Source organism: Franconibacter helveticus LMG 23732 (assembly GCF_000463115.2).
GTDB classification, from domain to species: Bacteria; Pseudomonadota; Gammaproteobacteria; order Enterobacterales; family Enterobacteriaceae; genus Franconibacter; species Franconibacter helveticus.
Genome location: NZ_AWFX01000051.1, coordinates 84,596 through 110,836 on the forward strand (window position 1 = coordinate 84,596; position 26,241 = coordinate 110,836).

A 26,241-nucleotide genomic window follows, 5' to 3' on the forward strand; every position below is an offset into this window, starting at 1 on the left:
GGTAGGGAGGTTTTCAGGCGTTGTTCATGATCGCGTTGTAGCGCTGCTGCGCCCGCTGCTGGTCGTCATACATTTGCAGGTAGACCTGGTATTTCGCCTGGTGAAAGGCGTGTGTTTGCGCCGAGCGGTCGGCCGCGACGGTTTTGCCGTGATGACTCATGGCGGCGACGGCGTCGGTAAGCGAGGGGTAGCCGCCGCAGGCCACGGCGCCAAGCAGCGCGGCGCCGAGAGTAACGGCATCTTCTTCACGCGCGAGGTGGATATCGCAGCCCGTAGCGTTGGCGTATTCGCGAAGCCACAGCGGGTTTTTCGTCGCGCCGCCGCAGATAACGATCCGCGAAATGTCATGTCCGGCGGCGCGCATGGCGTCGATAATATGGCGGGTGCCGTAGGCGATAGCCTGCAACGTGGCGAGATAAAGGCGCGCCAGCCCGGCCTCGCCTTCTTCAAGCGTCAGCCCGTAAATGGCGCCGCGGGCCTGCGGGTTAGCCCGGGGCGAGCGGTTGCCGTGGTGATCGTCAAGCACATGCAGATGGCGCGTTGGCCAGCGTTCCGCGGCTTCCAGCTGTTGCACCCGCTGGTTTAGCAAGTGGTACGCCGATTCGCCTTGCGCTTTCGCCGCCTGCCGCAGAGTGGCCCAGCAGGCATGCTGGCTAAGCGTCCACTCCACCAGCGCCCCCGCCGCGCTCTGGCCGCCTTCGTTCAGCCACCATCGCGGCAGCATCGCGCCCCAGTAAGGGCCCCAGACGCCGGGGATCAACACAGGCTGTTTGCTGAGGATCATATGGCAGTTGGAGGTGCCGCTGATGATGGCGAGGCTCCCCTGCGGCTGGCTGCCGCTGAGCGACAAACCGCCAGCGTGAGCGTCAATAATGCCGGTCGCCACCACAACGCTCTCGCTCAACCCCCATTCCCGGGCGATGTCCGGGCGCAGCGTACCGGCTTTCTCGCCGGGGTCGCGCACCGTGGCGGGAATTTTCTCCCCCAGCGCCTCAAGCCCAATCGCGCGCAGCAAAGAAGCGCTGAAGCGCTGCTCGTGGGCCAGATAATTCCATTTGCAGGTCAGGGTGCATGTGCTGGCGACATCCTGCCCGCAGGCGCGCCACACCAGATAATCGGCCAGATCGAACAGCCGCCAGATCTGCTGATAGCGATCGGGCAAATGGCGTTTAAGCCAGAGGATCTTTGGCAATTGCATCTCTACGCTCACTTCGCCGCCCACATAGCGCAACGCTTCGTCACCGGTACGGTTGATTTCCCGCGCCTCTTCCTGAGCGCGATGATCCCGCCACATGATGATGTCCCGTTCCGCCTGGCCCTGCGGCGAAACCGATACGCCTGCGCCATCGGCGGCCACGGCGACCAGCGAACAGGTCGCATCAAAGCCGATGCCGCGGATCCGCGCCGGGTCGATCCCGGCGGCGCGCAGGCTTTCGCGAACCGCCGCGCCTGTCGCCTGCCAGATCTCAGCGGAAGATTGCTCAACGCAATCGCCCTCGCCCTGAAACTGGCTGATGGGGTGAACCGCGAAGGCCAGTCTGTCGCCCGTGGCGGTAAAAATCCCGGCCCGCACGCTTCCCGACCCCACATCAATGCCGATGTAAGCCTCTTCGTTCATGGCTAATCCTCTTAGCTAATTCGAATTAGCAAACTAGGCCAAAAAAAAAGCAGCCTCAATTCCTTTGCCGGGGTTTTGTGATGGTCTTCAAAATCCATTTTTTAATTACTTGATAAATAAAAAATATTTTTTGCTGCTGTGAAACGGCGCCGGGCGGGGGTTGTTGTTGACGCTAATAGTGATGCGGGCAGACGGCAAAAAGCGAAAGCGCGCCGTTCTGCTCATACGAGAAAGGACGTGTTGCTATTCTGATGAAATTAAAAGGTTATTTACCGAAACGGTAGGGCGCTGAACGCCGCTTTGCACTGCGGTGAACAAATATTAAGCCGATCCCGCTCACACTCTTTATGCTTTCACGTTGTGAATATTCATGGATTACTATAATTAGCTAATTCGAGTTAGCTTGCGGGCGGTTTCTCTCGTCGCCACCGTCAGCCAGGCGCAGACCCACAACACAATAACGCTTCCCGACAGAGGATTTAATGATGACCACGATTACCTCGCCTACGTTACCCGCAGCGAAAGAGGAGCAGCTCTCGCCATCAGTACGGGAAAGAAAAAAATTACTAACCGTGCTCGGCTCCGGGCTGTCGGGAACGACGATCGAATTCTACGATTTCTTTATTTACGGCACTGCCGCCGCGCTGGTCTTCCCGTCGCTGTTTTTCCCCAACCTTTCACCGCTGATGGCGCTGCTTGTGTCGTTCCTGACGCTGTCGATTACCTTTGTCAGCCGCCCGATCGGCGCCATCGTGTTTGGTCACTATGGCGATAAGATCGGACGTAAAAAATCGCTGGTTTTATCGTTGATGATCATGGGGATCTCGACGTTTCTGATTGGCCTGATCCCCTCTTACGACACCATCGGCAACGCGGCGCCGCTGATCCTTATTTTTTTGCGCTTGTGCCAGGGCTTCGCCATTGGCGGCGAGTGGGGCGGCGCGACAACGCTGATTACCGAATATGCTCCGCGTAACCGCCGCGGTTTTTTCGGCACCTTCGTCCAGTTGGGGAACGTGCTGGGGCTGTTTATCGCCACCGCCGTTTTCGCACTGGTGGTCATGCTGCCGGAAGAAGATTTAATGTCCTGGGGCTGGCGTGTGCCGTTCCTGCTGAGCATTGCCCTGCTGTTTGTGGGAATGTTCATCCGCTCGCGCATTGAAGAGACGCCGGTGTTCCAGCAAAACCAGAAGCAACGCCAGAACGCGCCCAAAGCCGCCGAGCAAAAGTATCCCATCCTGACCGTGCTGAAGCACCATCGAAAAGCGGTTTTTCTGGCGATGGGCATGCGCATGGGGGAGATTGTGCTGGGCTGGCTGACGGTGGCGTTTTTTATGTCTTACGTCACGCGCGAGCTTAATTTTACCCGCGAAACGGCGCTTAACGGCCTGCTGCTGGCAAGCTTTGTCGGCATCTTCACCTTTCCTTTCTTCGGCTGGCTTTCCGATAAAATTGGCCGCCGTCCGGTCTATCTGGCCGGGGCCGCCATCACGCTGATTTTTGCCTTCCCGCTGTTCTGGATGATCGATTCCGGTTCGGTGAAAATGTTTATGTTCGCCACAACCTTTTGTTATTCCGTCGGGCTGGGAATGATGTTCAGCGTGCAGCCCGCCTTTTTCTCAGAGCTGTTTGATACCAGCGTGCGTTATACCGGCGTGTCACTTGGTTTTCAGCTGGCGAATATTGTGGGTGGGTTGACGCCGATGATCGGCACGTTGCTGATTGCCTGGTCCGGCGGCGCCTCGTGGCCTATTTCGCTGTTCCTGGCCTGTATGGCGTTAATCACCATTCTTTGTGTCTGCGTAACGCGCGAAAGTTATAACGATGAGTTAAATGAGGTGAATAGCTGAGCGTTGCCCCCGGCCTCGGGGGCGTTGCGGAGTTTGGGGTAGGGAACGGCTGGTTTCCTGCCCTTACGGCCTTACTTCGCCGCCAGCAAACAGACTTGCAGCGCCACGTTATATGACGCTTCAAAGGATTTAACCGGCAGGAATTCAAAGCGTGAATGGAAGTTATGCGCGCCGGTGAAAAAGTTTGGCGTTAATAACCCCTTCGCGGAAAGCGCCGCGCCGTCGGTGCCGCCGCGCATCGGGATGGTTTTCGGCTCGATATTAAGCGCGTCCAGCGCCTGGTAAATCAAATCAATCGGCCTGCGGTCTTCGCCAATGGCGTTGCTGATGTTGCTGTACACATCGCTGATGCTGATTTCCACCTTCGCGGTTGGGTGTTCGGCGGCAATCTTCTGCGCCACCTCATGAAGCTGCTGTTTGCGGCGCTCAAAAGCGGCAAGGTCAAAATCGCGCACGCTGGCGTTCAGCACCGCGCTGTTCTGGCTCGCCTGCATGCCGTTAAACCAGATATAGCCTTCGCGCCCGGCGGTATGCTCCGGCGTCGCTTTACGGTCGAAGTGGTTGATAAAGTCAGTGGCCATCAGCAGCGGGTTCACCAGCACGCCCTTAGAGGCCATTGGGTGCGCCGTCACGCCGGTAAAGCGGATCTCCGCCTGCGCCGCGTTGAAGTTTTCATAAACCACTTCGCCCAGTTCGCAGCAGTCGATGGTATAAGCAAAATCCACGTCGAAGCGTTTTAAATCCAGCGCCTTCGCGCCGCGCAGCCCCACTTCTTCATCGGGCACGAACGCCACCACGATGTCGCCGTGGCGCATCTCCGGCGTCAGGTTCTCCAGCAGCGTCATCACTACCGTCACCGCCGCTTTGTTGTCCGCCCCCAGCACGCTGGTGCCGTCGCTGAAAATAATCTCTTCGTTCAGGTAGGCCTTAATCTCCGGGCGCTCGTTGACCCGCAGCCAGATAGCCTCTTTCGCGTTCAGGCAGAGATCTTCTCCGGTAAAGGTAAGGATTTGCGGATGAATCTCTGGCGAGAGGCCGACGTCCACGGTGTCGATATGGGTGATAAAACCGATGCGCGGCGCGCCCGCCACGTTGCCTTTTTTCACCGCGGTGACGGTGGCGTGGTCGTCAATCTCAATCTGCTCCAGGCCCAGCGTTTTCAACTCTTCCGCCAGCGCGCGCGCCATGTCGTGCTGGCCCGGCGTGGTAGGGAGCGTCGTGGCGGATGCATCACTCTGGCTGGTGATTGCCAGATAGCGAAAAAAGCGTTGGGTTAATTGACTGCTGAGCGTGGATGGCATGGTTGATCCTTCTCTATTTGAGTTATCAGGTGTTTGCGTTCTGTTTTTAATGTTATTGATGAGTGACGAAGAATCAGAATCCTTTGGCACGCAGTAAAAAAACATAAAGGAATTACGATGATTAGCAAGCACACAATTCAGGCATTAACGTTCGCCGCGCTGGCGGTCAGTTCGGCGGCGGGCGCAAAGACGTTGGTTTACTGCTCTGAAGGTTCTCCGGAAAACTTTAACCCGCAGCTTTATACCTCCGGCACCAGCGTCGACGCCAGCGCCGTGCCGGTTTACAACCGGCTGGTGGATTTTAAAACCGGCACTACGGAGCTGGTGCCGAGCCTGGCGGAACGCTGGGAGGTCAGCGAAGACGGCAAGGTTTACACCTTCCATCTGCGCAAAGGGGTGAAATTCCAGAGCAACAAATATTTCAAACCGACACGGGATTTTAACGCCGACGACGTGATCTTCTCGTTTATGCGCCAGAAAGACCCGAAACACCCGTATCACAATGTCTCGAACGGCAACTACTCTAACTTTGAAAGCCTGGAGTTCGGCAAGCTGATCACCGCTATTGATAAAGTCGACGACCACACCGTGCGCTTTACGCTGGCTCATCCGGAAGCGCCGTTCGTGCCCGATCTCGCCTGGTACTTTGCCTCGATTTTGTCCGCCGAATATGCCGACGCGATGCTCAAAGCGGGCACGCCGGAGCGGGTAGATATGGACCCGGTCGGCACCGGGCCGTTTAAGCTTACCCAGTACCAGAAAGACTCGCGCATTCTGTTTACCGCGTTTGATGACTACTGGCAGGGCAAGGCGAAGCTCGACCGGCTGGTCTTTAGCATCACGCCGGACGCTTCCGTGCGCTACGCCAAGCTTGAGAAAAACGAGTGCCAGGTCATGGCCTTCCCAAACCCGGCGGACCTGCCGCGCATGAAGGCGAACCCGGATATCAACCTGATGAGCAAATCGGGGCTGAACACCGGCTTCCTCGCGCTTAACACCCAAAAGCCGCCGCTGGATAACCCCAAAGTGCGCCAGGCGCTGGCGATGGCCATCAACAAGCCGGCCATCATCGAAGCGGTTTTCCAGGGCACCGGCACCGCAGCGAAAAACCTGCTGCCGCCGGGCGTCTGGAGCGCGGATGCGAGCCTGAAAGATTACGACTACTCGCCGGAGCAGGCGAAAGCGTTGCTGAAAGAGGCGGGGCTGCCGGATGGCTTCACCCTCGATCTGTGGGCGATGCCGGTACAACGTCCGTACAACCCGAACGCCCGCCGCATGTCGGAAATCATTCAGGCGGACTGGGCGAAAATCGGTGTGAAGGCGAAAATTGTCAGCTACGAGTGGGGCGAATACCTCAAGCGCGTGAAGGGCGGCGAACACCAGGCGGCGCTGATGGGCTGGACCACCGCGACGGGCGACCCGGATAACTTCTTCGGCCCGCTCTTTACCTGCCAGTCCGCCAATGGCGGCTCCAACTCGGCGAAGTGGTGCTATGCGCCGTTCGATAAGCTTATCAGCGAAGCCAAAGCCATCACCGACCAGCCGAAGCGCGAGGCGCTTTATGTGCAGGCCCAGCAGATGATGCACGAGCAAATGCCCGCGGTGATGATAGCCCACTCGACCATTTTCGAGCCGGTGCGCAAAGAGGTGACGGGTTATGAAATCGACCCGTTCGGCAAACACATTTTTTATCAGGTCGATATTAAAAAGTAAGCAGACAAAACGGCGGGCGGACAACCCCGCCGTTTTAGCCGCCCGGCTGTTTTAGTCAGCCAGATAATCCGCAATGGCGGCAGGCATGCAGGGGCGGCCGTTCTCAAGGCAGGTCGCGACAAATGTCGCCTCCGCGTAAACCTTGCCATCCACCCGAATCTGCTGCTCGAAGTTTACGCGGTTGCGCTTCTCGTTTTTCACAAGCTGGCAGGTGACTTCCATTTCATCCCCTTTTTGCAGGCTTTTGCGAAAGCGCAGCGTGTATTCCAGCACCATATAAAGGCGGCCTGATTTGAACTCCTCTTCAATATCAATGCCCAGCCCTTCGCGCATACAGGCGTGGCGGGCCCACTCCATGTAAAACGGGTAATAAAGACCATCTACCACGCCCTGAAAATCAATGTGCTTTTCATCCACCGTATAGCGTTTCGTGAACATCTCTGATCCTTTGTCACTGTTAAGTCATCACGCACATAAGATCATAATTCAGCAGATGAATAAACCCGGTTGCAGAGGCGCTACTGATTTTTCGCCTGTTTTGCAAAGTATTCCGGGGCGAAGGGTCGCGGGTCCACCTCGGCGAACGGCGCGCGCTCAAAGCGCGACTTCAGCGCCCAGGGCACGGTGCAGTCGAAGATCGTTTTGCAGGTGATGCCCTGGCCGCGAATCGACGGGCTGTAATCCGGCATCTGCGACGGGTCAAGCTGGTGGCCCCGAACGCCGGGAATGTTGGTAATGCTCACGTCGCCCTGCATGCGGGTGGTCATCGCCCAGAGAATGTCGTCGCTGTCGAAAATATCAACATCTTCATCCACCAGAATGATGTTTTTCAGCTCCGGGTAGGTGGCGAGCGCAATCAGCGCAGCCTGTCCCTGACGGCCCTCATCCGAAGGCTGGCGTTTTTTCACCTGCAATACGCCGAGGAATTTCCCGCCGCCCGCCGTGTGGGCGTAGACGTTCTGTAAGAAGCCGGGAATAGCCGCTTCCACCGCGTTGCGAATGCTCGCTTCCGTCGGCAGGCCCGCAAGGGTGGTGTGCTCTTCGCCGGGGCCGACCAGGGTTTGCAAAATCGCCTGATGGCGCAGCGTCACCGCTTTCACCTTGATAACCGGCAGCGACGGGTTAGCCTCGCCGCAATAGCCGGGAAACTCCGGCATGGCGTGGCCCGTGTCGGTGTGCTGGTCTTCCCTTACGCGCACCCCCGGCAGCAGCTCGCCCTCAATCACAATTTCCGCCCGCGCAATCGCTTTTTGCGCTACGCAAACGCCCTGCACCAGCTCAACGGGTTTCGATCTCAGCGCGCCTGCCACCCCCAGTTCGTTATAGCCGAACGGCGTGGTGGGAGCCTCAAAACAGGCGCCGATGTAAATCGCCGGGTCGAGACCCATGTTGACCGTCACCGGCAGCGGTTTGCCCGCCGCTTCGGCTTTTTGGCGAAACACTTCGATGTGGCGGCCCGCGGCGAGGAACATGGAAAGCTCGTCGCGTCCCTGCACGCAGAGGCGATGAATGGTCACGTCGGTGAGCGAAGCATCTTCCGGGTCGCTTGCCAGCACCAGACCGAGGCAGAAAAAGGGGCCGGCATCTATTGGCGTATTGGTGGGGGCAGGCAGCAACGTGCGCAGGTCGAAATTGGGGTCGTCGGCGCGGTAAACCACCTCCTGGCAGGGCGCCTGAGACGCCGGCACCACCACCGGCGCTACAGGGTTTTTCACCGCGTCGCCAACGTGAAGCGCCAGCGCGGAGGCTTTACAGCCAAGCAGCAGCGCGGCGCGTTCGCGGCTGGCGTGCATTCCCACCAGGATACGCGAGCCGGGGTAGCCTTTCACATTGTTAAACATCATCGCCGGGCCAGTGCGGGTGGGGCGCTTTACCGTGCCGCCCGCGCCAATGTGGCGATAAACGCCAGCCAGCTCCGCGTTAGGGTCGACAGGGTGATTTGTCTCTATGTACTGGCCTTCATGCTGTTGCAGCAGGGCGATAGCGCTGCGTAAATCGTAAACCTGATTGTCCATAACATACCTCTCTTAATGCTATGCATTCAGTATCCTTCCGGCTGGAAAACGCATCAATTGCATCATTAACGCGATGTTGATAAGTTTTTTATTATCAATAAGAGACAGGTAACGCCGATGCACTTACGTCAGTTGAGCAATTTCGTGGTGGTGGCGCAGGAGCTGCATATGCACCGGGCCGCAGAGCGGCTGAACATGGCGCAACCCGCGCTGAGTCAGCAGATAAAAAGCCTGGAGGAGCGGCTCGGCGTCACCTTGTTTTCCCGCGCCAACCGCAGGCTAACGCTCACGGCGGCGGGCGACGCTTTTTTGCAAAAAACGCGCGTGGCGCTGGCGATGATAGACCAGGCGGTGCTGGAGGCGCAGCGTACCGCCAGAGGGGAGCAGGGCGTGCTGAACCTGGGGTATGTCTCCAGCGCCATGTTCAACGACAGGCTGCCCGCCATGCTGCGCCAGTTGCGCGCCCGCTGGCCGGACATTCAGGTTTCGTTGACCTCCGGCGATGTGCAAACGCTCTGTGACGCCGTGCAGAGCTACCGGATCGACGTCGCCATTTTGCGCGCGCCGCTGGCCACGCTTGCGGATGCGCTGGCCGTCCACCCCTTGCTGCGTGAAAAGACCCGGCTTGCGCTCTATAGCCAGCATCCGCTGGCGAACGCCGCTTCGCTTAACCTCGCGTCGTTAAAAAATGAAAGCTGGATTTCGCTTCGCGATCCGGGCGGCGTGGGCCTTGAGCACCATTTCCAGCATGCCTGCAAACAGGCGGGATTCACCCCGCAGATAGCGCAATACGCAAGCGATGTCTCAACGCTGGTAAGCCTGGTGGCAGCAGGCTTAGGGGTGGCGCTGGTGCCCGCTTCCGCTGACGCGATGCGCCTCGAAAACGTGGTCTATCTTGATGTGCTGGACCGCCTTGAAGAGAGCGAGCTGTGTATGGTCTACCATCCGCTGATTCGCTCGGAAGTGGTTAAAAAGTCGATTGCGCTGTTGCGTAATGCCGCCGTGAATGCGTAATGCTGCGCGCGAACGCTCGCTAAACCCCCACCTGGCTTGCCACTAAACAGCCGTTTCTCAGGTCATAAACCATCAGCGCCGCCGGGTCGGTTACAGGCGGCATGCGGTTTTCATCCAGTAACAGCGGGTTAGCAGGGCAGACCGAGCCGCAAATATAGGTCGGCACGCCGCTTACCACGGCAGACATGCTGCGATGGACGTGGCCGCTGCAAACGGCGTGCGGCGCAACGGGGTTTTGCGCTATCACCTTCCAGAACGCCTGTTCACCGGCGCACATAACGTTGTCTATCGGCGCGATGCCGCAGCGAAAAAGATGATGATGCGTGAAGATAAGCGCAGGCTGCGTACATTCCGCCAGCCTGCCGGCAAGCCAGCCCAGATGCGGAGCGATATCTCCACGCGTTTCGCCGGGCAGGGTGGTATCGACGCCGATAACGGGAAGGCCGTTAATGACCTCGCTGAAGTGCAGCGCGCCTGCGTGCGGCCAGCGCATCGTTTCCTGAAAGCCCCGGCGCATCGCTTCGCGGTCGTCCGCGTTGCCAGGCAGCAGCAGAATGCGGCAGCGGGCGCGCAACAGTTCCGCTTCGACAGCCTTATACCCTTCATGCCACCCGTCATCCACCAGGTCGCCCGTAACAACCAGCAGATCGGGCGCCAGCGCCGCCAGCCACGCCGTTGCGCGGCCCAGGCGCGCCAGGTTGCCGTTATCCGGCGTGGCGTGAATATCGGTTATCTGGGCTATCCGCATCGTGTTTCTCCGCTGCCGCGCTTTCAGATTAACTGGCGCTTATTCCATCGCCGTCGGGCGCAGCAGGATCTCGTTAATATCTACTGTTTCCGGCTGGCTGATGGCGAAAGCGATGGTGTGGGCGAGCGTGTCGGCGGAAATCGCCATCTCGTGCACTTTGCGCACCTGTTCGGCGACAGCTTCATCCGTGACGCTGCCGGGCAGGTCTGTATCCACCGGGCCGGGGGAGATAATCGTGCTACGGATATTCCACGGCGTCATCTCCATGCGCAGCCCTTCGGAAATCGCCCGCACGGCAAACTTCGTCGCCGAATAAACCGCGCTGGTAGGGCGTACCCGGTGCCCGGAAAGGGACGACAGGTTAATGATATGCCCGCTTTTCTGCGCCTGCATGGTGGGCAATACCGCCGCGATGCCGTAAAGCGTGCCCTTCAGGTTAATGTCGATGGCGCGCTCCCAGTCGTCTACCCGCAACTGGTCGAGGCGGGAGTTCGGCATAATGCCCGCGTTGTTAATCAGCACGTCAACGCGGCCGAAAGCGTCGAGCGCCTTCTGCACCAGCGCCTGCACCTCTTCGCGCTTCGACACATCCGTTTGCGCCACTTCCGCTTTGCCGCCCGCCCGGGTCAATGCCTGCTTCAGAGCTTCAAGCTTTTCCAGCCGCCGCGCGCCCAGCACGACGCAGGCGCCTTCTGCGCAAAGCAACCGCGCCGTCGCCTCGCCGATGCCGCTGCTGGCGCCTGTAATCACCACCACCTTGCCGCTGATATTATTCATCACCTTATCCTCTGCTGAAGCAAAAACCGCACAGCGTTTGAGTATGGCTGCAAACCGCGGCGGTTGCTCAACGGGGAAGATTAACTTTGCAGCGTTTCGTGCAGATGCCGCCATAGCGGCAGGCCTGCCTGTAGCGTGAAAAGCGCGGTGGACCAGCGGGTGGTTTGCGTAAGCCCCGGCAGGCGCTGGCGCTCGCGGTAGCGCATCACGGCCCCTTCGGGCCATTCAGCCAGCAGGCGCATCTCATCAACGATAATCTCCAGACCCGGCCGCGCGCCGCGCTGCGCAAGGAAAAACTCGCTTAGTTGCGCATGGTTAAGCGCCGCGCCGGTCAGCGTAATCATTGAATAGTCTGGGCTAAAGCGGGCGAGCAGGGCGTTAATATCGCCATCGCCTTTGCCAAGCCAGGCCTCAATGGCGACATGCGCTTGCAGCACTTCGGTGAAATAAGGGTTCATGGGGTCTCCTGTTCAGGTACAAGGCGCAGCTTAACCGCGCGGTTATCAAGACGAAAGCAGAGCGGCAGCGGCAGCAGCGTCGCCAGCGCGGCGCACCAGAATGTCCAGCGGTAAGCCTGCGCTGGCGCAACGTGCGCGCAGAACTGGTCAAGCAGCAGCGTAAAAAGCGCCACGCCGAAGCAAAAGCTGAGCTGACGGTTAATGTTCCACAGCGCGGCGGCATCCGGCAGGGCGGCGTTCGGCGTGTTAAGAAAGGCGCTGCTCTGGGCCGCGCTGCTGCACAGACTGCCGCCCACGCCCATCAGCGCGAAGGCGCCAGCGAGCGCAAGCTGCTGCTCGCCGCGCTCAATCTGCGTGAGCAATGCGATCCCCAACGCCTGCAACAGGCAGCCCGCCATAATCAGCGGCCCTGGCCCCAACGCGTTAAAGGTTTTGCCGGTCAGGCAAATCGCCAGAAACGAGCCGAGCGACCAAGGCATCATCAGCATGCCAGCGGCGCCGGGCGTCAGGCCGAGCGAGTTTTGCAGCCAGAGCATGGCGACCAGGTTGATACCGATAAACACGCCCGGCACAGCCTGGTATACCGCCATAGAAAAGCGCAGCAGCGGGTCGGCCAGCAGGTTCAGGTTGAGCGCAGGGGCGGCGCGTTTACGACAGCGGCGCGCAAACAGCGCAAGCAGGGTTCCGCCCGCCAACAGCAGCAGCGCCGCCAGCCCCGTTGCGTGCGAGTCGCTAAGGCGCGTAAGGCCGAACAGCAGCAGAAACAGCGCGCCGCAGCCCAGGGCTAACCCGGCGGCGTCAGGCGGGGCCGAACGGTCGGCAGGCGCTTCGCGGCGCAGCCAGCGCCAGGCCAGCGCAAGGGTGGCCAGCGCCAGCGGCAGGCTGGCGAAAAAGACCCCGCGCCAGCCGAGCGCCGTTATCAACAGGCCGCCCGCAGCGGGCGAAAGCGCCGGCGCCAGCAGGCCCACCAGCATGACCGCCGAGGCGATTTTCGCCCGCTCATGCGGCGCATACAGCCGCCAGGCCAGCGCCTGGCCCACCGGGATAAGCAGCCCGCCGCCCGCGCCCTGCACCACGCGCCAGAACACCAGGGCGGTGAGGGAACCCGCGAAGCCAGCGGCGGCGCAGGCAAGGGTAAACAGCGCCAGCGAGAGCAGAAAAACCCGGCGCGCCCCGGCCCGCTGCGTAAGCCAGGCGCTCAGGGGAATGGCCAGCGTCAGCCCCATAATGTAGCCGTTGCTGACCCAGGCAAGCCCGGCGACGGACGCCCCCAGGCTATGCGCTATCGCCGGGTAAGCGACATTGGCAATAAACATAGTAATCAGGTCGATGAAAAAGCCGAGCAGGTAAACCACGGCCACTTTGCTGCGATAAGACATAACGCTTCCTCCGGTAGACGCCTACTGTAAGCGGCGGCACAGGGCGGATAAACGGGGCGCGGCCTGATACACTGTCAAACTTATTTTGACAATCGGCAGGGCGGGTATGCTGAATTTGCAGCGGGTGGCGGCCTTTGTGGCGGTGGCGGAGGCGGGCAGCTTTACGGCCGCGGCGGCCGCGCTTGGGATGACCAAAGCGGTGGTGAGTTTTAACGTCCGGCAACTGGAAAAGGAGTTAGGCGTGTCGCTTTTGCTGCGCACCACGCGGCGGCTGGCGCTGACAGAGGCGGGAGAAACCTTTTACCGGCGCGCCGCCGCGCTGTTGCAGGAGGCGCAGGCGATGCGGGAAGAGGCGCAGCGTCATCACGGCGGGCTGCGCGGCGAGTTGCGCATCACCAGCACCAGCGAGTATGGCGCGCAGGTTGTCATTCCGGCGCTGGCGGCGTTTCGGCGGGCGCATCCGGCGCTGCGCATCCGCCACGTCTCGTCGTCGCAGCATGCCGATCTGATTGCCGAACGCTTTGATGTGGCGATACGTCTTGGCACGCTGGCGGACTCCACCTACCGCGCGGCGCTGCTCACCCGTTTTGAGGTGTTGCCCGTCGCCTCGCCGCAATGGCTGAAAGAAAACCCGGTTGCCTCGCCCGAAGCGCTGGCGCAAGCAGAATGGATAATCCACAACCGTCTGCCTTCGCCTCTGCGCTGGCAACTCACCGGCCCGCAGCGCCAGACGCTGGATTTTGCCATCACCCGGCCCGCTGTGCTGTCGGCGGACAGCGCCTCGGCATTGCTGGCGTTCGCCCAACAGGGCGGCGGGGTGGCGTTGCTGCCCGACTGGCTGGTGCGACCCTCGCTGGCAGCGGGCGACTTATGCCATCTGTTGCCGGACTACCGCTTTCCGGCGCAGGGCGTTTACGCGGTCTACCCGGACACCGGGCACGTGTCGGAAAAGGTTCGCGCCTTTATCGACTTCCTGCGCGGGCGGCTCGCCTGAACGGGCGGCAGATAACGATCATCGCCAGCGCGCTGCACAGCGGCACGGCGGCAAGCCACAGCCAGGGCCGCACCGCCTGCGGCGAAGGAACCAGCGCATGGTCGAGTTGGGCGCCCAGGGCAAAGTTGCCCACCAGTACGGCCAGCCCGCCCATCGACGCCAGCGCGCCGTAATGCGCCCCCAGGTTCTGCTCATTGGCGAAGCGGGGAATGAGATCCATCCCCACCGGCACAATCAGCATCTGCCCAAGCGTCAGCAGCGTTACCATGCCAGTGGCGGGCAGCAGGCGCAGCCAGCCTTCTGGCGGCGTGGCGGCGGCGAACAGCGCCACGCTTGCAAACGCGGCGGCCAGCAGCGAAAAACCAAGCGGCAGCATGCGCGCCGCTCCTGCACGCCGCGCCACGCGCGCCAGCGGCAGTTGCAGCACGATAACCAGCAGCGAGGCGAGCATGAAAAGCGGGCCGAGATCGCTTTCGCTGCTGCCGGAGCGGCGCAACTCCACCGGCAGCGCCAGGTAAAGCTGGTTATAGCTGAAGAGATAGCCGCTGTAAGCGACGATAAACGCCACAAAGCGCCGGTTGCGAAAAGTCTGCCACCAGGGCGCGATATGCAGCGTCTCCTGCCTGCGCGCGTCGCGCGGCAGGCTGAAAAAAAGCACCAGCAGCGCCACGACAAACACGCCCGCCCCCGCCAGCGCCACCTGCTGGAAGCCAAAGCCCGCCAGCAGCGATCCCAGCACCGGGCCGAGCACGGCGCCAAGCTCGCCGCAGACGGCAAACAGCGCGAACCACTCGGCGCGGCTGCGTTTGCCTGCCGCCTCGCTCTGCGTGCCCGCCTTCGCCAGCAGCGCCTCGATAGAGGGTGAAAAGAGCGCGCCGCCGATGCCGGTTAAGCAGGCCCCCAGCACAATCGGCCAGAGCGTTTCGCCAAGGGCCAGCAGCAGGTAGCCGCAAATGCGCACCAGACAGCCGCACAGGATCACCACGCGGGCGCCGAAGCGGTCCGCCAGCGCGCCGCCCAACAAAAACATGCCCTGCTGCGAGAAGGTGCGAAGGCCGATCACCAGGCCAATGGCCCAGCCGGAAAGGCGCATATCGTCGCGTAAAAAAATCGCCAGAAAAGGCACCACGGCATAAAAGCCGATATTAAACACCAGCTGGCTACCCGGCAGCAGCGGTGGCCAGAGGCGCGAAGGGGCGCGATAAAAACGATCAAAAAAGGCAGGCATGCTTCATCCGTCGCGTGGTCAGGGTCGGCGCAAGAGCGTAGCAGGAATTACCGCGCCGCGCCGCCCGGGAAAATAAATTAATTACCCGGCAAATAATTGAAAAGAAAATTATTTAGCCCGGCTGAAGCGGCCTGCGGGCCTGAATTGACAAGCCCCAGACGGCCCGGTATAACCGCTCATCGCTAAGAATGCGTTTCATTTGCATCTTAAGGCGAGCAGGCCCGTCGCATAAAAGCGCCGCAACGAGCGCAGACTGGCCGTTAACGCCTGGCTCGCGCCAGGATAGCTTATAAAAAAGAAAGGTTAATGATGAGAATGGTTAAAACGCTGCTGTTGGCGGCTGGGCTTCTGGCGACGGGCAGCGGCGTATCGCTTGCGACCGTCTACCCGCTTACGCTTGAAAACTGCGGCGTGAAAGTCACGTTCACGCAGCCGCCGGCGCGCATGGTGGCGCTGGGGCAGAATACCGCTGAGATCATGCTGCTGCTGGGGCTTGAAGACAAAATGGCCGCCAGCGCCTTCTGGCCGACAAAAGTATTGCCATCGCTTGCGAAACAGAACGAGAAGGTAAAAGTACTGACGGTGGAGATCCCAACGCTTGAGTCGATCCTTGCCCAGTCGCCCGATTTCGTCGCCGCGCAGCTTCCGCTGCTGCTGGGGCCGGACAGCAAAGTGGCGAAACGCGAAGATTTCGCCTCGGTGGGCATCAACAGCTATTTGTCGCCTGGCGTGTGCGTGACGAAAAAGAACACCGGCGACATTTACGGCAGCCGCAGCGAACTGTGGAATATGGCCTTGCTCTATCAGGAAATTGACGAGCTGGCGGCTATCTTCAACGTCGAGGCGCGGGGCAACGCGCTGATAGCGGACTTTAAAGCCCGTGAAAGCAAGCTTCGCGAGAAATTCAGCCAACCCGGCAAAGAGACCACTTACCTCTTCTGGTTCTCCAGCGCGTCGCCTTCGTCCGACGCCTACGTCGGCGGCAAAAACAGCGCCTCCGGTTTTATCGCCAGCCTGCTTGGCGGCAAGAACGCCATTCAGTCCGACAGCGAATGGCCAACGGTAAGCTGGGAGAGCATTATCGCCGCCAACCCCGATGTGATTGTGGTGTCGAACCTCGATCGCAACCGCTGGGCGCTGGATAACGCGCAGGAGAAGATCCGCTTCCTGAAAAGCGACCCGGCGGTCAGCCAGCTTGAGGCGGTAAAAAAAGGTCATATCGTGGTGATGGATGGCCAGGCGATGAACCCCACCATCCGCACGCTTTACGGCGCCGAGCAGGTGGGCGAGCAGCTTGAGAATATGGGGCTGAAATAATGGCCGCAGCTTTGCGCCCGGCGCTGAAAACGGCGCAGCGCCTGATGTTATTTATCGCTTCGGCGGCGCTGCTCGGGCTGGTTATCGCCTTTGGCGTCGGGGTGGGCGAGCTTTCCATTCCGTTGAAAACCACGCTCCAGGCCATCACTAACCGGCTCGGGCTGACCGATGTCCCGCTTAACCGCATTCACGAAACCGTGATCTGGGATTTTCGCTTAAGCCGCGCGCTGGTGGCGGCCTGTAGCGGCGCGGGGCTTGCCATTTGCGGCGCGGTGCTGCAAAGCCTGCTGAAGAACGCGCTCGCTGAACCTTACGTGCTGGGCGTATCCGCAGGCGCGTCCACCGGCGCGGTCTCCGTGGTGGTGCTGGGCGCGGGCGCCGGAGCGGTTTCGCTTTCTGCGGGCGCGTTTGCCGGCGCGTTCCTTGCCTTTCTGTTCGTGGCGGTGTTAACCAACGGCGCGCGGGGCGGCAATGAGCGGACGATCCTTGCAGGCGTCGCCGCTTCGCAGCTGTTTAACGCCATTACCGCTTACACCATCAGCACCTCCGCCAGCGCCCAGCAGGCGCGCGACGTCATGTTCTGGCTGCTCGGCAGCTTTAGCGGCGTGCGCTGGCCAGAGTTTCAGCTGGCGCTGGCGGTCGTTCTGCTCGGGCTTGCCGTCTGCCTGTACTACGCCAAAGCGCTGGATGCCTTTATTTTTGGCGACGACGCCGCGGCCTCGCTCGGCATACCGGTGGGCTATGTGCGCCTGGCGCTCTTCGCCGTGACGGCGCTGATGACCGCGACCATCGTCAGCATGGCGGGCTCGATAGGCTTTGTCGGGCTGGTGGTGCCGCATATGATGCGCTACTTCTTCGGCCCGCTGCATCGCACCCTGCTGGTGGCGTGCGCCATGGCTGGCGCCATTTTCATGGTGCTGGCGGATATTGTCTCCCGCATCGCGATTGCGCCGCAGAGCCTGCCTGTCGGGGTGGTCACCGCGCTGGTCGGCGTGCCGTTTTTCGCCGTGATTTTGTATCGCTCAAGGACTGCCGCATGAGCATTCGCGCAGAAAATCTCTCCTGGCGCGCCGGGAAAAAACTTATCGTTAATAACGTCTCCCTCGATGTAAAAAGCGGGCAGACGCTGGGCCTGCTGGGGCCAAACGGCTCGGGCAAATCGTCGCTGCTGCGTATTCTTGCGGGGTTACGCCGCCCCCAGGCGGGCCGGGTGCTGCTGGATGAGCACGACATGGCCGGTATGGCGAAAAAAAGCGTGGCGCGCAGGGTCGCTTTTGTAGAGCAGCACACCATGACGGAGGCGAACATTCGCGTGCGCGATGTGGTGAAGCTCGGGCGCATTCCGCATCATTCGCCGCTATCTTCATGGACTCAGCAGGATGAGGCTATCGTCAACGCCGCGCTTGAGCGGGTAGAGATGCGCGATCGCAGCGAGCAGGGGTGGCAGAGTCTTTCGGGCGGGGAACGCCAGCGGGTGCATATTGCCCGGGCGCTGGCCCAGTCGCCTGCGGAAATATTGCTTGATGAGCCGACCAACCACCTGGATGTTCATCACCAGATGCAGCTGATGCGCCTGATAAGCGAGCTGCCGGTCACCAGCATCGTGGCGCTGCACGACCTTAACCACGCCGCGATGTTCTGCGACGCGCTGATCGTTATGCTGAAAGGGGAGGTGGTGGCCAGCGGCACGCCGGATGACGTGCTGACGGAGGCGATGCTAAGAGAGGTGTTTCATGTCGAGACCCGCATTGAGATATCGCCTTACCACGGCAAAAAGCACATCCACTTTTTGTAGCGGCGGGCGTCCGGGCTGCGGGCTTGCGCGGACGCGGTTAACCGACAGCGCTTAAAACGGGCGGATGATCGCCAGCACGATAATCACAATCACCGCCGCAATCAGCAGCGCGGGCGTGCGGCGAAGCCAGGGAAAACGCGCCCCTTCGCCGCTGGCGAGACGGCGCAGCGCGCCGGAAAGCAGGCCGTGCAGCGCTGACAGCGCCACCACCACCACTATCTTCAGCACCAGCCAGGCATGCGGAAACTGGCCGTATGTCACCATCATGGTAATGCCCGCCGCCCACAGCACAATCATCGACGGGCTGGTGACGCGGGCGCTCCAGCGGCGCACCCCCGCCAGCATCGCGGCGTTGCCCTGCGGATTCGGCGCCGTCACCGTATAAGTAAACGCCATCAGCAGCATGCCGAAAACCCACAACATGCCGGCGATAATGTGCAGGGCGTTCAGCCACGTGTGTAAACTCATACATTGCTCCTTAAAAAGAGGACAGTTGCGTCACAAGCGAGTAAAAAGCGGTGCGGCGAACGGTATTCACAGGCTACCGTTTTCGCCCATTCATTCTGTTTATAGTTTTAACACAGAGCGCGAAATGATAGCGCGCTTCCTGGCGCAGAGGGAGACGATGCGGATAAGAAAAACAACGCTTGCTGATGTGCCGCTGCTGCCCGCCATTGAAAGCGCGGCGGACGAGGCGTTTCTGGCGTTGCCGGAACTCGCCTGGGTCGCCCATGACGGCGGCTGGCCGGAAGAAGAACACCGTAGGCGGGTAAACGCAGGCTACTCTGTGGTCGCCGTGGAGGCGCAAAACGCTCCCGTGGGGTTTCTCATCGCCCAACAGCAGGAGACGGTACGCCATATTCAGGGGCTGGCGGTGGCGCGCGCCTGGCAAGGGCGCGGCGTGGGCCGGGCGCTGCTGCAACGGGCGATTGCGGATGCGACAACCGGGGGCATAACGGCGCTGACGCTGACCACCTTCAGAAACGTCCCCTGGAACCAGCCGTTTTACGCGCGCGCCGGGTTCAGCACGCTGGCGGAGACGGAGCTGGATACGCGCCTGAAAGCGCTGCTGGCGGCAGAGGCAGAGCACGGTTTCGCTTATGAAACGCGCTGCGCGATGCGCCTTGTGCTGCGCTAAACGCCAGCCATAAAAAAGCCGGCCATCCGCACGGAAAAGGATGACCGGCAACAGGCTTTTCTCCGCGTTATGCGGGTGGGACAGAAAGCCAGCGCTGCTAACACAGCGAAAATGATGAAGATCCCGGCGGGGAACGCCTTCCCCGCGTCATTACAGCGATTGCAGGAAGGCCAGCAGATCTTCGTTCAGCTGATCCTGATGCGTAACCGCAAAGCCGTGCGGCGCGTTGTCGTAGACTTTCAGCTGCGCGCCCGGGATCATCTCCGCCGCCACTTTGCCGGTGGAGTCAAACGGCACGACCTGGTCATTGCTGCCGTGAATAACCAGCGTCGGCACGTCCACCTTCGCGATGTCCTGGCGGAAGTCGGTTTCGCCGAAGGCGCTCACGCAGTCGATGGTGCCTTTAAGCGAGGCCAGCAGCGCAATGTTCAGCGTCTGGGTCAGCACGCCCTGAGAAACGGTTTGCCCGGCATTGGTGCCGTAGAACGGCGTGGAGAAGTCGCTGATAAACTGCGCACGATCTTTACGCAGCCCGTCGCGGATGCCTTCGAACACGCTCTGATCCACGCCCTGCGGGTAATCTGTCGCTTTGCCGAAAATCGGCGTGACGGCGCCCAGCAGCACCAGCGCTTTCACGCGCCCGGTGCCGTAGCGGCCGATGTAGCGCGAAACGTCGCCGCCGCCCATGGAGAAGCCCACCAGCGTGACGTCGCGCAGATCGAGGTGGTTGATCAGATCGTTAATGTCCGAGGCGAAGGTGTCGTAGTTGTAGCCTTCCCACGGCTGGTCGGAGCGACCGAAACCGCGACGGTCAAAGGCGATAACGCGATAGCCGCGCTCGGCCAGGTAGTTCAGCTGGCTGTCCCACATGTCTGCGTCCAGCGGCCAGCCGTGGCTGAAGAGAACCGGCTTGCCCGAACCCCAGTCTTTGTAATAAATCTGAGTACCATCCTGCGTCTTAATTGTGCTCATACGAATCCTCAATGTGAGTTAAGGCTTAAGGGAGTGATGTTTATTTAATGGGCGCTATCAGATAACGCACTGCCGGCGGTTCCCCGCCCCGGTGAAACGCCTGCACCTTGCCGATAATCAGCAGATCGTTCACCGTATGACGCTCCTGCTGTCGTAAATGCTCAATCCACGAGCCGACCACGAAAGTCTCCATAAACATGCCTGGACGCTGGATGTCTTCATACACCGACCAGCTTAGCGCGCCGCCGCGCTGGCGCACGCGGCGCATCTCCTGAATGGCGACCACGAAGTCATACACATCCTGCGCATCGAGTTGGTACTCATAATTAACCATCACCGGGCCTCGGTCATGCGACACGTCAAGCTCGCGGGCAAGGTTGTCCACTTCGCGCAGGTCGAGGTTTAAATCCGGGTTTTCATTCAGCCGCCAGCGCAGCGCCGTGGCGCTCGCCAGCACCATGCCCGCTGTCGCCACGCAGAGCGAAAGCGGAATGGAAAAGTGCGAGGCGAGCTGGCCCCACATGGCGCTGCCGACGGTCATCGAGCCGAAGAACACGGTGAGATACACCGCCAGCGCCCGCGCTTTTACCCATTTCGCCGCGCTGCGCTGCGCGCCCATGTTGAGAGTGGAAAGCACGGCAATCCAGGCGAAGCCGGTCAGGAACATAAACGCGTTCAGCAGCCAGAAGTGGCGCACGAAAGCGAGCGCCAGCGTGCACGCCGCAAACAGCAGGCTGGTCAGCACCATCAGCCTGTCGGGGTCGAAGCGCTTGCGCAGGCGCGGCAGCACGATCGCGCCGCAAATCGCCCCTAAGCCGATAAACGCCAGCAGAATGCCGTAGCCGCCCGGCCCGAGGCCCAGCTCGCGGCGCGCCACCAGCGGGAGCATCGCCCAGCTGGCGCTGCCGAAGATAAAAAACGCCACGGTGCGCACCAGCACGTTGCGCAGCACGGGAGCGGCGTGAACGTAGCGCAGCCCGGCGCGCACTGCGGGGAAGAAGTGCTCCGGCGGCAGGCGCTGAATGTTCGGCTCCGCTTTCCAGCGGTACAGCACCCACGCCACTCCCAGCACGGAGAAGGCGTTCAGCGCAAACACCACCCACGGCCCGGCGAGCGACAAAATAAACCCGCCCAGCGCCGGGCCGATGGCGCGGCTGATGTTAATGCCAAGCGAGTTAAGGGCCACCGCAGGCGCCAGTTCGTTTTTCTCCACCAGGTCCGGCACGATGGCCTGAAACGGCGGCGAGCTCATGGCCGCGCCAGCGCTCAGCAGGAAGGCTGCCACCAGCAGCACCTCTGGCGTCACGTGGCCGGTAAAAGAGAGGATCGTCAGCCCGGCGGCGGCGATAAACACCCATACCTGGGAAAAGAGCAGATACTTGCGCCGGTCGACGATATCCGCCATCACCCCCGAGGGAAGGGCGAACAAAAACATCGGCAGGCTGCTTGCCGCCTGCACCAGCGCCACGGAGAGCGGGTCGGCGCTGAGCGTCAGCATCGTCCAGTTCACCCCCACGTCGTTCATCCAGGAGCCGATGTTGGAAACGACCGTCGCAATCCACAGCATGCGGAACACGCGGTTTTGCAGCGGTTGCCAGGAGGAGGCTGGCGCGGAAGGCGCTGGCGCCTCGTGGATATCATTTACCTGCGCCATACCGCAGCTCCCGTGTTTCGTTAAAGCCTGGCCGCCATCTTCCCGGGCCGGTCAGCGCCAGCGTAGTGAAAACGATCAGCAGCAGCCAGCCGAACTGCCCTTCGGCGATGCTCCAGTCCGGATGCACCACCAGCATCGCCACCAGCAGCACGCCGATGATCGGCAGGCAGGCGAGCCGCGCGCCAACGCCGAGGAGAATAAAGATCGGGCAGATCACCTCCGCGAAAATGGCGGGCAGCAGGCTCGTCCAGGGGCCGAGGCCGAACGGATCGTCGATTTTTGTCAGCTCTTCGCTAAAGTGCATCACCTTCGGCAGCCCGTGTACGTAAAGCAAAAGCAGGCTGCCGGTGAGGCGCAGGAAGAACAGCCCCGCATCCACGCGGGGCGGCATAGCCGATGAACGTTTCATGGGCGTCAGAAGGCAAAGCAGCTACAGCCGAGCGCGCCCCAGAAGGCGCTATCGTCTGAAACCGGCACGGAGGAGCGGCGCGCCACGTCGTGCTGGTGGCTGTGAACGCCGCACGGGCCGCTGCAATGGTGCGCGGCGGGCATCAGCCCCACGCGGCTTTGCGGCGGCGCGCTGCGGTAATGGCCCGGCACGTTAACCACTGGCGACCACTCCGGCAACACCGGCAGGGAAGGGGGCGCTTCTGAACTGAACGCGCCTGCGGCGTAAACCACTTCGCCGCCCACCACCGTCAGTACCGACTCGATGCCCTTGATCTCTTCTTCCTGCACGCGGAAATAGTCTTTGCTCAGTACGGCGAGATCCGCAAGCTGGCCCGCTTTGATCTGCCCTTTTTTGCCCTGCTCGCTGGAGAACCAGGCGCTGCCCTGGGTCCAGAGCATCAGCGCGGTGTCGCGGTCGAGGCGGGCGTTGACGTCATACATCTGCATGCCGCCCACGGTGCGCCCGGAAACCAGCCAGTAAAGCGCTGTCCACGGGTTGTAGCTCGCCACGCGCGTGGCGTCGGTGCCAAGGCCCACCGGCACGCCGGTTTCCAGCATTTTCGCCACCGGCGGGGTGTGGCGCACCGCCTCCATCCCGTAGCGCTCGGCGAAGTACTCGCCCTGGAAGGCCATGCGGTGCTGTACGGCAATGCCGCCGCCCAGCGCTTTAATGCGGTCGATATTGTGCTGGGTAACCGTTTCGGCGTGGTCGAAGAACCAGTGCAGGCCGTTGAACGGAATGTCGCGGTTCACTTTCTCGAACACGTCCAGCATGCGGCTTATCGATTCGTTATAGGTGGCGTGCAGGCGGAACGGCCAGCGGTGTTCCACCAGGTGGCGCACCACGCGCTCCAGTTCCTCTTCCATGCCCGGCGCCAGATCGGGGCGCGGCTCAAGGAAATCTTCAAAGTCGGCGGCGGAGAAAACCAGCATTTCGCCCGCGCCGTTGTGGCGGAAGAAATCGGTGCCCTGGCCTGGGGTCAGCAGGTCGGTCCATTTTTCAAAATCCTCCAGCTCGTGGCCGGGGCGCTGGGTAAAGAGGTTATAGGCGATGCGCACGGTCATCTGCTTGTTGGCGTGCAGCTCGCTGATCACTTCGTAATCATCCGGGTAGTTCTGAAAGCCGCCGCCCGCGTCGATGGCGCTGGTCAGCCCCAGGCGGTTCAGCTCGCGCATAAACTGGCGGGTGGAGTTCACCTGCTGCTCCAGCGGCAGCTTCGGCCCTTTGGCGAGCGTTGAGTAGAGGATCATGGCGTTCGGACGGGCTATTAGCATGCCGGTCGGGTTGCCGTTGCTGTCGCGCTGAATTTCGCCGCCCGGCGGGTTCGGCGTCTCTTTGGTGTAACCCACCACCTTCAGCGCGGCGCGGTTGAGCAGGGCGCGGTCGTAAAGATGAAGGATAAACACCGGCGTATCGGGCGCCGCGTCGTTGATTTCATCCAGCGTCGGCATGCGGCGCTCGGCGAACTGAAATTCGCTCCAGCCGCCCACCACGCGCACCCACTGCGGCGAAGGCGTGCGCATCGCCTGTTCTTTCAGCATGCGCAGGGCGTCGGCAAGCGAAGGCACCCCTTCCCAGCGCAGCTCCAGGTTGTAGTTCAGGCCGCCGCGGATGAGGTGCAGGTGCGAGTCGTTAAGGCCGGGGATAGCGGTGGCGCCTTTCAGGTCGATAATTTTGGTGCCTTCGGCCTGGTACTGCATCACTTCCGCTTCTGTACCTACTTGCAGAAACTTGCCGTCGCGGATAGCCACGGCGTCGGCGATCGGGTTTTCGCGGTCCACGGTGTGGAATACGCCGTTGAGTAAAATCAGCTCTGCTTTACCGAGCGAAACCATAATTCCTCCTGTCTGGGACGTCCAAAAGGCGGGCGCGCCGCCGGACTATAAAATGGTGTGCTCTGGCGCAGCAGAGCAGGGAAGCTGGCGGGATTATGTTCAGCAGGTGAAAACGGCGTCTAGTTATACGATGGTATAGGTATACAAACGTATAGTTATACACAGAGATAATGGTTACGCCCCCGCAACTCCTTTTACTATCCCTCCCGACAGCGACGTCCAGGCCGGTTGGGTGAGCGCGCCCCACGCCATGCAGGCGATACCCCGGTCACTGTCAGTTTTCCTTCCGCTTTCTCTTTCGCGGTTTACTGTTACTTAACGACTAATGGGTATCCTCATGACCAACGCTAAGCTTGAAGTACTGACTCCCCAGAATTGCCAGATGATTTTCATCGACCAGCAGCCGCAAATGGCCTTTGGCGTGCAGTCTATCGACCGTCAGGTGCTGAAAAACAACGTGGTTGGCCTGGCGAAAGCGGCTAAAGTCTTCAACATTCCCACCACCATCACCACCGTTGAAACCACCAGCTTCTCTGGCAACACCTTCCCTGAATTGCTGGATGTGTTCCCCGAGAATGACATTCTTGAGCGCACTTCCATGAACTCCTGGGACGACCAGAAAGTGCGTGACGCGCTGGCGAAAAACGGCAAGAAAAAAGTGGTGGTTTCCGGCCTGTGGACTGAAGTGTGCAACAACACCTTCGCCCTGTGCGCCATGCTGGAAGGCGATTATGAGATTTACATGGTGGCGGACGCTTCCGGCGGCACCTCAAAAGAGGCGCACGACTTCGCCATGCAGCGCATGATCCAGGCGGGCGTGATCCCGGTGACCTGGCAGCAGGTGATGCTGGAGTGGCAGCGCGACTGGGCGCACAAAGAGACGTACAACGCGGTGATGGATATCGTGAAAGAGCACTCCGGCGCTTACGGCATGGGCGTGGATTACGCCTACACCATGGTGCACAAAGCGCCAGCCCGCGCTAAAGGCTCGCATAACACCCTCGCGCCGGTTCCGGCTAACAAATAAGGCAAAAGGCTGGCCGCGCGCCAGCTTTTTTCTGATGACGGAGAAGCACCATGAGCACAGGGCTTATCTCGCTTGGCGCCGGTGTCCTGATCGGCCTTATCTACGCGCTGCTGAAAGTTCGCTCGCCCGCGCCGCCCGCGGTGGCGCTGGTTGGGCTGTTGGGCATGCTGGCGGGCGAGCAAATCATCTCCGCCTTTCTCTCGCATGACGAGGTTCGCACTTCGCAGGCCGCGCCCGCGCAGGCAACGACGCAGGCGCCAGGCTATACACGGGCAGGCTGATTATGTTGAAATCGTATCTTGTTTCCCTGATGGCCGGCCTGCTGGCGGGTGTCATCTATGGCGCAATGCAGGTTCATTCGCCCGCGCCCCCGGTTATTGCGCTGCTGGGGCTGTTCGGCATGCTGGTGGGTGAACAGCTTATTCCGGTAGGCCGACGGCTGCTTAACCGTCAACCGGTCACACTGGCATGGTTTCGTCATGAATGCGTGCCCAAAATCAGCGGCACTCCGCCTGCGCAAGACAAAAACGTACCCTGAAGGAGCGCCTCTCACCCTTGCGTGAGCCCAGACCGAGGACCACAGCATGACGCTGTCAGCACGCATTGTCATTGTTGACGATGAACGTTCCGTTCGCAGCGGACTGAGCAATCTCCTGCTGTCGGAGGGATACAGCACCTGCGTTTTCGATTCCGCGGAGGCGTTTCTCAATGACGAGGCGGCGCTGGCGCAGGCCTGCCTGCTCATTCTCGACGTAAAGCTCAAGGGGATGAGCGGCCTTGAGCTTTACCGCAACGTTATTCTGCATTCCAGCCCGCCGCCCGTGATTTTTATCTCCGGCCATGGCGATGAACAGATGCAGCAATACGCCCTTAGCCGCGGCGCCGTCGCGTTTTTACATAAGCCAATAAATATTGATACGCTGCTGGAACATATCCGCCGACTGCTCGCTGCGTGAG

At 60.8% G+C, this 26,241-nt stretch carries 26 protein-coding genes; 12 read left to right on the forward strand and 14 right to left on the reverse strand.

What is annotated here, in order from left to right:
* Positions 1 to 13: 13 nt before the first annotated feature.
* Complete coding sequence (locus DW56_RS17675; protein WP_029590105.1) at positions 14 to 1,618, reverse strand: FGGY-family carbohydrate kinase; 1,605 nt, start codon at positions 1,616 to 1,618, stop codon at positions 14 to 16.
* Positions 1,619 to 2,103: 485 nt separating this feature from the next.
* Here DW56_RS17675 and DW56_RS17680 point away from each other — a divergent pair, with 485 nt between their 5' ends.
* Positions 2,104 to 3,468, forward strand: a complete 1,365-nt coding sequence (locus DW56_RS17680) for an MFS transporter (RefSeq protein WP_024554004.1) — start codon at positions 2,104 to 2,106, stop codon at positions 3,466 to 3,468.
* Positions 3,469 to 3,539: 71 nt separating this feature from the next.
* On the opposite strand, the gene pepT is transcribed toward DW56_RS17680, so the two are convergent.
* The gene (gene pepT, locus DW56_RS17685; RefSeq protein ID WP_024554005.1) at positions 3,540 to 4,769 is read right to left on the reverse strand and encodes a peptidase T; all 1,230 of its coding nucleotides are present in this window, start codon (positions 4,767 to 4,769) and stop codon (positions 3,540 to 3,542) included.
* A 117-nt stretch (positions 4,770 to 4,886) separates the two neighbouring features.
* Here pepT and DW56_RS17690 point away from each other — a divergent pair, with 117 nt between their 5' ends.
* Positions 4,887 to 6,482: an ABC transporter substrate-binding protein gene (locus tag DW56_RS17690; RefSeq protein WP_029590108.1), complete on the forward strand. Its 1,596-nt coding sequence runs from the start codon at positions 4,887 to 4,889 to the stop codon at positions 6,480 to 6,482.
* Positions 6,483 to 6,533: 51 nt separating this feature from the next.
* Here the strand turns inward: DW56_RS17690 and DW56_RS17695 are convergent, their stop codons facing one another.
* Complete coding sequence (locus DW56_RS17695) at positions 6,534 to 6,920, reverse strand: acyl-CoA thioesterase (RefSeq protein ID WP_024562230.1); 387 nt, start codon at positions 6,918 to 6,920, stop codon at positions 6,534 to 6,536.
* 80 nt (positions 6,921 to 7,000) lie between these two features.
* Positions 7,001 to 8,497, reverse strand: a complete 1,497-nt coding sequence (locus DW56_RS17700) for a UbiD family decarboxylase (protein WP_024552633.1) — start codon at positions 8,495 to 8,497, stop codon at positions 7,001 to 7,003.
* Between the two features lie 117 nt (positions 8,498 to 8,614).
* Between DW56_RS17700 and DW56_RS17705 the strand changes: the two genes are divergently transcribed.
* A complete protein-coding gene (locus DW56_RS17705) occupies positions 8,615 to 9,511 on the forward strand; it encodes a LysR substrate-binding domain-containing protein (protein WP_024552634.1) in 897 nt (298 codons plus the stop codon).
* Between the two features lie 19 nt (positions 9,512 to 9,530).
* Here the strand turns inward: DW56_RS17705 and DW56_RS17710 are convergent, their stop codons facing one another.
* From DW56_RS17710 to DW56_RS17725, 4 genes are all read right to left on the reverse strand, one after another.
* Positions 9,531 to 10,259 (reverse strand): metallophosphoesterase, encoded by a 729-nt coding sequence (locus tag DW56_RS17710; protein WP_024552635.1) that lies wholly within the window; start codon positions 10,257 to 10,259, stop codon positions 9,531 to 9,533.
* Between the two features lie 39 nt (positions 10,260 to 10,298).
* Positions 10,299 to 11,036, reverse strand: a complete 738-nt coding sequence (locus tag DW56_RS17715; RefSeq protein WP_029697495.1) for an SDR family oxidoreductase — start codon at positions 11,034 to 11,036, stop codon at positions 10,299 to 10,301.
* An 80-nt stretch (positions 11,037 to 11,116) separates the two neighbouring features.
* Positions 11,117 to 11,494 (reverse strand): hypothetical protein, encoded by a 378-nt coding sequence (locus tag DW56_RS17720; protein ID WP_024552637.1) that lies wholly within the window; start codon positions 11,492 to 11,494, stop codon positions 11,117 to 11,119.
* Positions 11,491 to 12,873 (reverse strand): MFS transporter, encoded by a 1,383-nt coding sequence (locus DW56_RS17725; RefSeq protein WP_024562229.1) that lies wholly within the window; start codon positions 12,871 to 12,873, stop codon positions 11,491 to 11,493. Before DW56_RS17725 ends, DW56_RS17720 begins: the two co-directional genes overlap by 4 nt.
* A 106-nt stretch (positions 12,874 to 12,979) precedes the next feature.
* Here DW56_RS17725 and DW56_RS17730 point away from each other — a divergent pair, with 106 nt between their 5' ends.
* Positions 12,980 to 13,867: a LysR family transcriptional regulator gene (locus tag DW56_RS17730; protein WP_029590110.1), complete on the forward strand. Its 888-nt coding sequence runs from the start codon at positions 12,980 to 12,982 to the stop codon at positions 13,865 to 13,867.
* Here DW56_RS17730 and DW56_RS17735 read toward each other — a convergent pair.
* Positions 13,836 to 15,095 carry an MDR family MFS transporter gene (locus tag DW56_RS17735; protein WP_024562227.1) on the reverse strand — a complete coding sequence of 420 codons (1,260 nt, stop codon included), beginning with the start codon at positions 15,093 to 15,095 and terminating at the stop codon, positions 13,836 to 13,838. The genes DW56_RS17730 and DW56_RS17735 overlap by 32 nt on opposite strands.
* A gap of 315 nt (positions 15,096 to 15,410) precedes the next feature.
* On the opposite strand from DW56_RS17735, the gene eitA reads away from it, so the two are divergent.
* The 3 genes from eitA to eitC are packed head-to-tail and all read left to right on the forward strand — an operon-like array spanning position 15,411 to position 18,207.
* Positions 15,411 to 16,412, forward strand: a complete 1,002-nt coding sequence (gene eitA / locus DW56_RS17740; RefSeq protein WP_035890235.1) for a siderophore ABC transporter substrate-binding protein EitA — start codon at positions 15,411 to 15,413, stop codon at positions 16,410 to 16,412.
* 44 nt (positions 16,413 to 16,456) lie between these two features.
* On the forward strand, positions 16,457 to 17,452 hold the full coding sequence (locus tag DW56_RS17745; RefSeq protein ID WP_234409231.1) for a FecCD family ABC transporter permease: 996 nt from the start codon (positions 16,457 to 16,459) through the stop codon (positions 17,450 to 17,452).
* Positions 17,449 to 18,207 (forward strand): siderophore ABC transporter ATP-binding protein EitC, encoded by a 759-nt coding sequence (gene eitC, locus DW56_RS17750; protein WP_024554460.1) that lies wholly within the window; start codon positions 17,449 to 17,451, stop codon positions 18,205 to 18,207. Before DW56_RS17745 ends, eitC begins: the two co-directional genes overlap by 4 nt.
* Positions 18,208 to 18,258: 51 nt before the next feature.
* Here eitC and DW56_RS17755 read toward each other — a convergent pair whose 3' ends face one another.
* Positions 18,259 to 18,675, reverse strand: coding sequence for a CopD family protein (locus DW56_RS17755; protein WP_024554459.1), 417 nt, complete (start codon positions 18,673 to 18,675; stop codon positions 18,259 to 18,261).
* 157 nt (positions 18,676 to 18,832) lie between these two features.
* Here DW56_RS17755 and DW56_RS17760 point away from each other — a divergent pair, with 157 nt between their 5' ends.
* Positions 18,833 to 19,345 (forward strand): GNAT family N-acetyltransferase, encoded by a 513-nt coding sequence (locus DW56_RS17760; RefSeq protein ID WP_024554458.1) that lies wholly within the window; start codon positions 18,833 to 18,835, stop codon positions 19,343 to 19,345.
* Between the two features lie 150 nt (positions 19,346 to 19,495).
* Here DW56_RS17760 and DW56_RS17765 read toward each other — a convergent pair whose 3' ends face one another.
* The 4 genes from DW56_RS17765 to DW56_RS17780 are packed head-to-tail and all read right to left on the reverse strand — an operon-like array spanning position 19,496 to position 24,257.
* Positions 19,496 to 20,317: an alpha/beta fold hydrolase gene (locus DW56_RS17765; protein ID WP_024554457.1), complete on the reverse strand. Its 822-nt coding sequence runs from the start codon at positions 20,315 to 20,317 to the stop codon at positions 19,496 to 19,498.
* A 40-nt stretch (positions 20,318 to 20,357) separates the two neighbouring features.
* Positions 20,358 to 21,971 carry an MFS transporter gene (locus DW56_RS17770; protein ID WP_024554456.1) on the reverse strand — a complete coding sequence of 538 codons (1,614 nt, stop codon included), beginning with the start codon at positions 21,969 to 21,971 and terminating at the stop codon, positions 20,358 to 20,360.
* On the reverse strand, positions 21,955 to 22,380 hold the full coding sequence (locus DW56_RS17775; protein ID WP_024554455.1) for a DoxX family protein: 426 nt from the start codon (positions 22,378 to 22,380) through the stop codon (positions 21,955 to 21,957). Before DW56_RS17775 ends, DW56_RS17770 begins: the two co-directional genes overlap by 17 nt.
* A gap of 5 nt (positions 22,381 to 22,385) precedes the next feature.
* The gene (locus tag DW56_RS17780; protein ID WP_024562225.1) at positions 22,386 to 24,257 is read right to left on the reverse strand and encodes an amidohydrolase; all 1,872 of its coding nucleotides are present in this window, start codon (positions 24,255 to 24,257) and stop codon (positions 22,386 to 22,388) included.
* Positions 24,258 to 24,594: 337 nt separating this feature from the next.
* On the opposite strand from DW56_RS17780, the gene DW56_RS17785 reads away from it, so the two are divergent.
* Genes DW56_RS17785 through DW56_RS17800 form a run of 4 tightly spaced genes read left to right on the forward strand, consistent with a single transcriptional unit; the run spans position 24,595 to position 26,240 of the window.
* The gene (locus DW56_RS17785; protein WP_024555324.1) at positions 24,595 to 25,284 is read left to right on the forward strand and encodes a hydrolase; all 690 of its coding nucleotides are present in this window, start codon (positions 24,595 to 24,597) and stop codon (positions 25,282 to 25,284) included.
* A gap of 50 nt (positions 25,285 to 25,334) precedes the next feature.
* Positions 25,335 to 25,565 carry a DUF1427 family protein gene (locus tag DW56_RS17790; RefSeq protein WP_024555323.1) on the forward strand — a complete coding sequence of 77 codons (231 nt, stop codon included), beginning with the start codon at positions 25,335 to 25,337 and terminating at the stop codon, positions 25,563 to 25,565.
* A 2-nt stretch (positions 25,566 to 25,567) separates the two neighbouring features.
* Positions 25,568 to 25,822, forward strand: coding sequence for a XapX domain-containing protein (locus tag DW56_RS17795; RefSeq protein WP_024555322.1), 255 nt, complete (start codon positions 25,568 to 25,570; stop codon positions 25,820 to 25,822).
* Between the two features lie 46 nt (positions 25,823 to 25,868).
* Positions 25,869 to 26,240, forward strand: coding sequence for a response regulator transcription factor (locus tag DW56_RS17800; protein WP_024555321.1), 372 nt, complete (start codon positions 25,869 to 25,871; stop codon positions 26,238 to 26,240).
* Position 26,241: the final 1 nt, after the last annotated feature.

Excerpts from the sequence above, each read along its gene's own strand:
- DW56_RS17675 (WP_029590105.1), bottom strand. The coding sequence starts at position 1,618 with ATGAACGAAGAGGCTTACATCGGCATTGATGTGGGGTCGGGAAGCGTG.
- DW56_RS17680 (WP_024554004.1), top strand. The coding sequence starts at position 2,104 with ATGACCACGATTACCTCGCCTACGTTACCCGCAGCGAAAGAGGAGCAG.
- pepT (WP_024554005.1), bottom strand. The coding sequence starts at position 4,769 with ATGCCATCCACGCTCAGCAGTCAATTAACCCAACGCTTTTTTCGCTAT.
- DW56_RS17690 (WP_029590108.1), top strand. The coding sequence starts at position 4,887 with ATGATTAGCAAGCACACAATTCAGGCATTAACGTTCGCCGCGCTGGCG.
- DW56_RS17695 (WP_024562230.1), bottom strand. The coding sequence starts at position 6,920 with ATGTTCACGAAACGCTATACGGTGGATGAAAAGCACATTGATTTTCAG.
- DW56_RS17700 (WP_024552633.1), bottom strand. The coding sequence starts at position 8,497 with ATGGACAATCAGGTTTACGATTTACGCAGCGCTATCGCCCTGCTGCAA.
- DW56_RS17705 (WP_024552634.1), top strand. The coding sequence starts at position 8,615 with ATGCACTTACGTCAGTTGAGCAATTTCGTGGTGGTGGCGCAGGAGCTG.
- DW56_RS17710 (WP_024552635.1), bottom strand. The coding sequence starts at position 10,259 with ATGCGGATAGCCCAGATAACCGATATTCACGCCACGCCGGATAACGGC.
- DW56_RS17715 (WP_029697495.1), bottom strand. The coding sequence starts at position 11,036 with ATGAATAATATCAGCGGCAAGGTGGTGGTGATTACAGGCGCCAGCAGC.
- DW56_RS17720 (WP_024552637.1), bottom strand. The coding sequence starts at position 11,494 with ATGAACCCTTATTTCACCGAAGTGCTGCAAGCGCATGTCGCCATTGAG.
- DW56_RS17725 (WP_024562229.1), bottom strand. The coding sequence starts at position 12,873 with ATGTCTTATCGCAGCAAAGTGGCCGTGGTTTACCTGCTCGGCTTTTTC.
- DW56_RS17730 (WP_029590110.1), top strand. The coding sequence starts at position 12,980 with ATGCTGAATTTGCAGCGGGTGGCGGCCTTTGTGGCGGTGGCGGAGGCG.
- DW56_RS17735 (WP_024562227.1), bottom strand. The coding sequence starts at position 15,095 with ATGCCTGCCTTTTTTGATCGTTTTTATCGCGCCCCTTCGCGCCTCTGG.
- eitA (WP_035890235.1), top strand. The coding sequence starts at position 15,411 with ATGGTTAAAACGCTGCTGTTGGCGGCTGGGCTTCTGGCGACGGGCAGC.
- DW56_RS17745 (WP_234409231.1), top strand. The coding sequence starts at position 16,457 with ATGTTATTTATCGCTTCGGCGGCGCTGCTCGGGCTGGTTATCGCCTTT.
- eitC (WP_024554460.1), top strand. The coding sequence starts at position 17,449 with ATGAGCATTCGCGCAGAAAATCTCTCCTGGCGCGCCGGGAAAAAACTT.
- DW56_RS17755 (WP_024554459.1), bottom strand. The coding sequence starts at position 18,675 with ATGAGTTTACACACGTGGCTGAACGCCCTGCACATTATCGCCGGCATG.
- DW56_RS17760 (WP_024554458.1), top strand. The coding sequence starts at position 18,833 with ATGCGGATAAGAAAAACAACGCTTGCTGATGTGCCGCTGCTGCCCGCC.
- DW56_RS17765 (WP_024554457.1), bottom strand. The coding sequence starts at position 20,317 with ATGAGCACAATTAAGACGCAGGATGGTACTCAGATTTATTACAAAGAC.
- DW56_RS17770 (WP_024554456.1), bottom strand. The coding sequence starts at position 21,971 with ATGGCGCAGGTAAATGATATCCACGAGGCGCCAGCGCCTTCCGCGCCA.
- DW56_RS17775 (WP_024554455.1), bottom strand. The coding sequence starts at position 22,380 with ATGAAACGTTCATCGGCTATGCCGCCCCGCGTGGATGCGGGGCTGTTC.
- DW56_RS17780 (WP_024562225.1), bottom strand. The coding sequence starts at position 24,257 with ATGGTTTCGCTCGGTAAAGCAGAGCTGATTTTACTCAACGGCGTATTC.
- DW56_RS17785 (WP_024555324.1), top strand. The coding sequence starts at position 24,595 with ATGACCAACGCTAAGCTTGAAGTACTGACTCCCCAGAATTGCCAGATG.
- DW56_RS17790 (WP_024555323.1), top strand. The coding sequence starts at position 25,335 with ATGAGCACAGGGCTTATCTCGCTTGGCGCCGGTGTCCTGATCGGCCTT.
- DW56_RS17795 (WP_024555322.1), top strand. The coding sequence starts at position 25,568 with ATGTTGAAATCGTATCTTGTTTCCCTGATGGCCGGCCTGCTGGCGGGT.
- DW56_RS17800 (WP_024555321.1), top strand. The coding sequence starts at position 25,869 with ATGACGCTGTCAGCACGCATTGTCATTGTTGACGATGAACGTTCCGTT.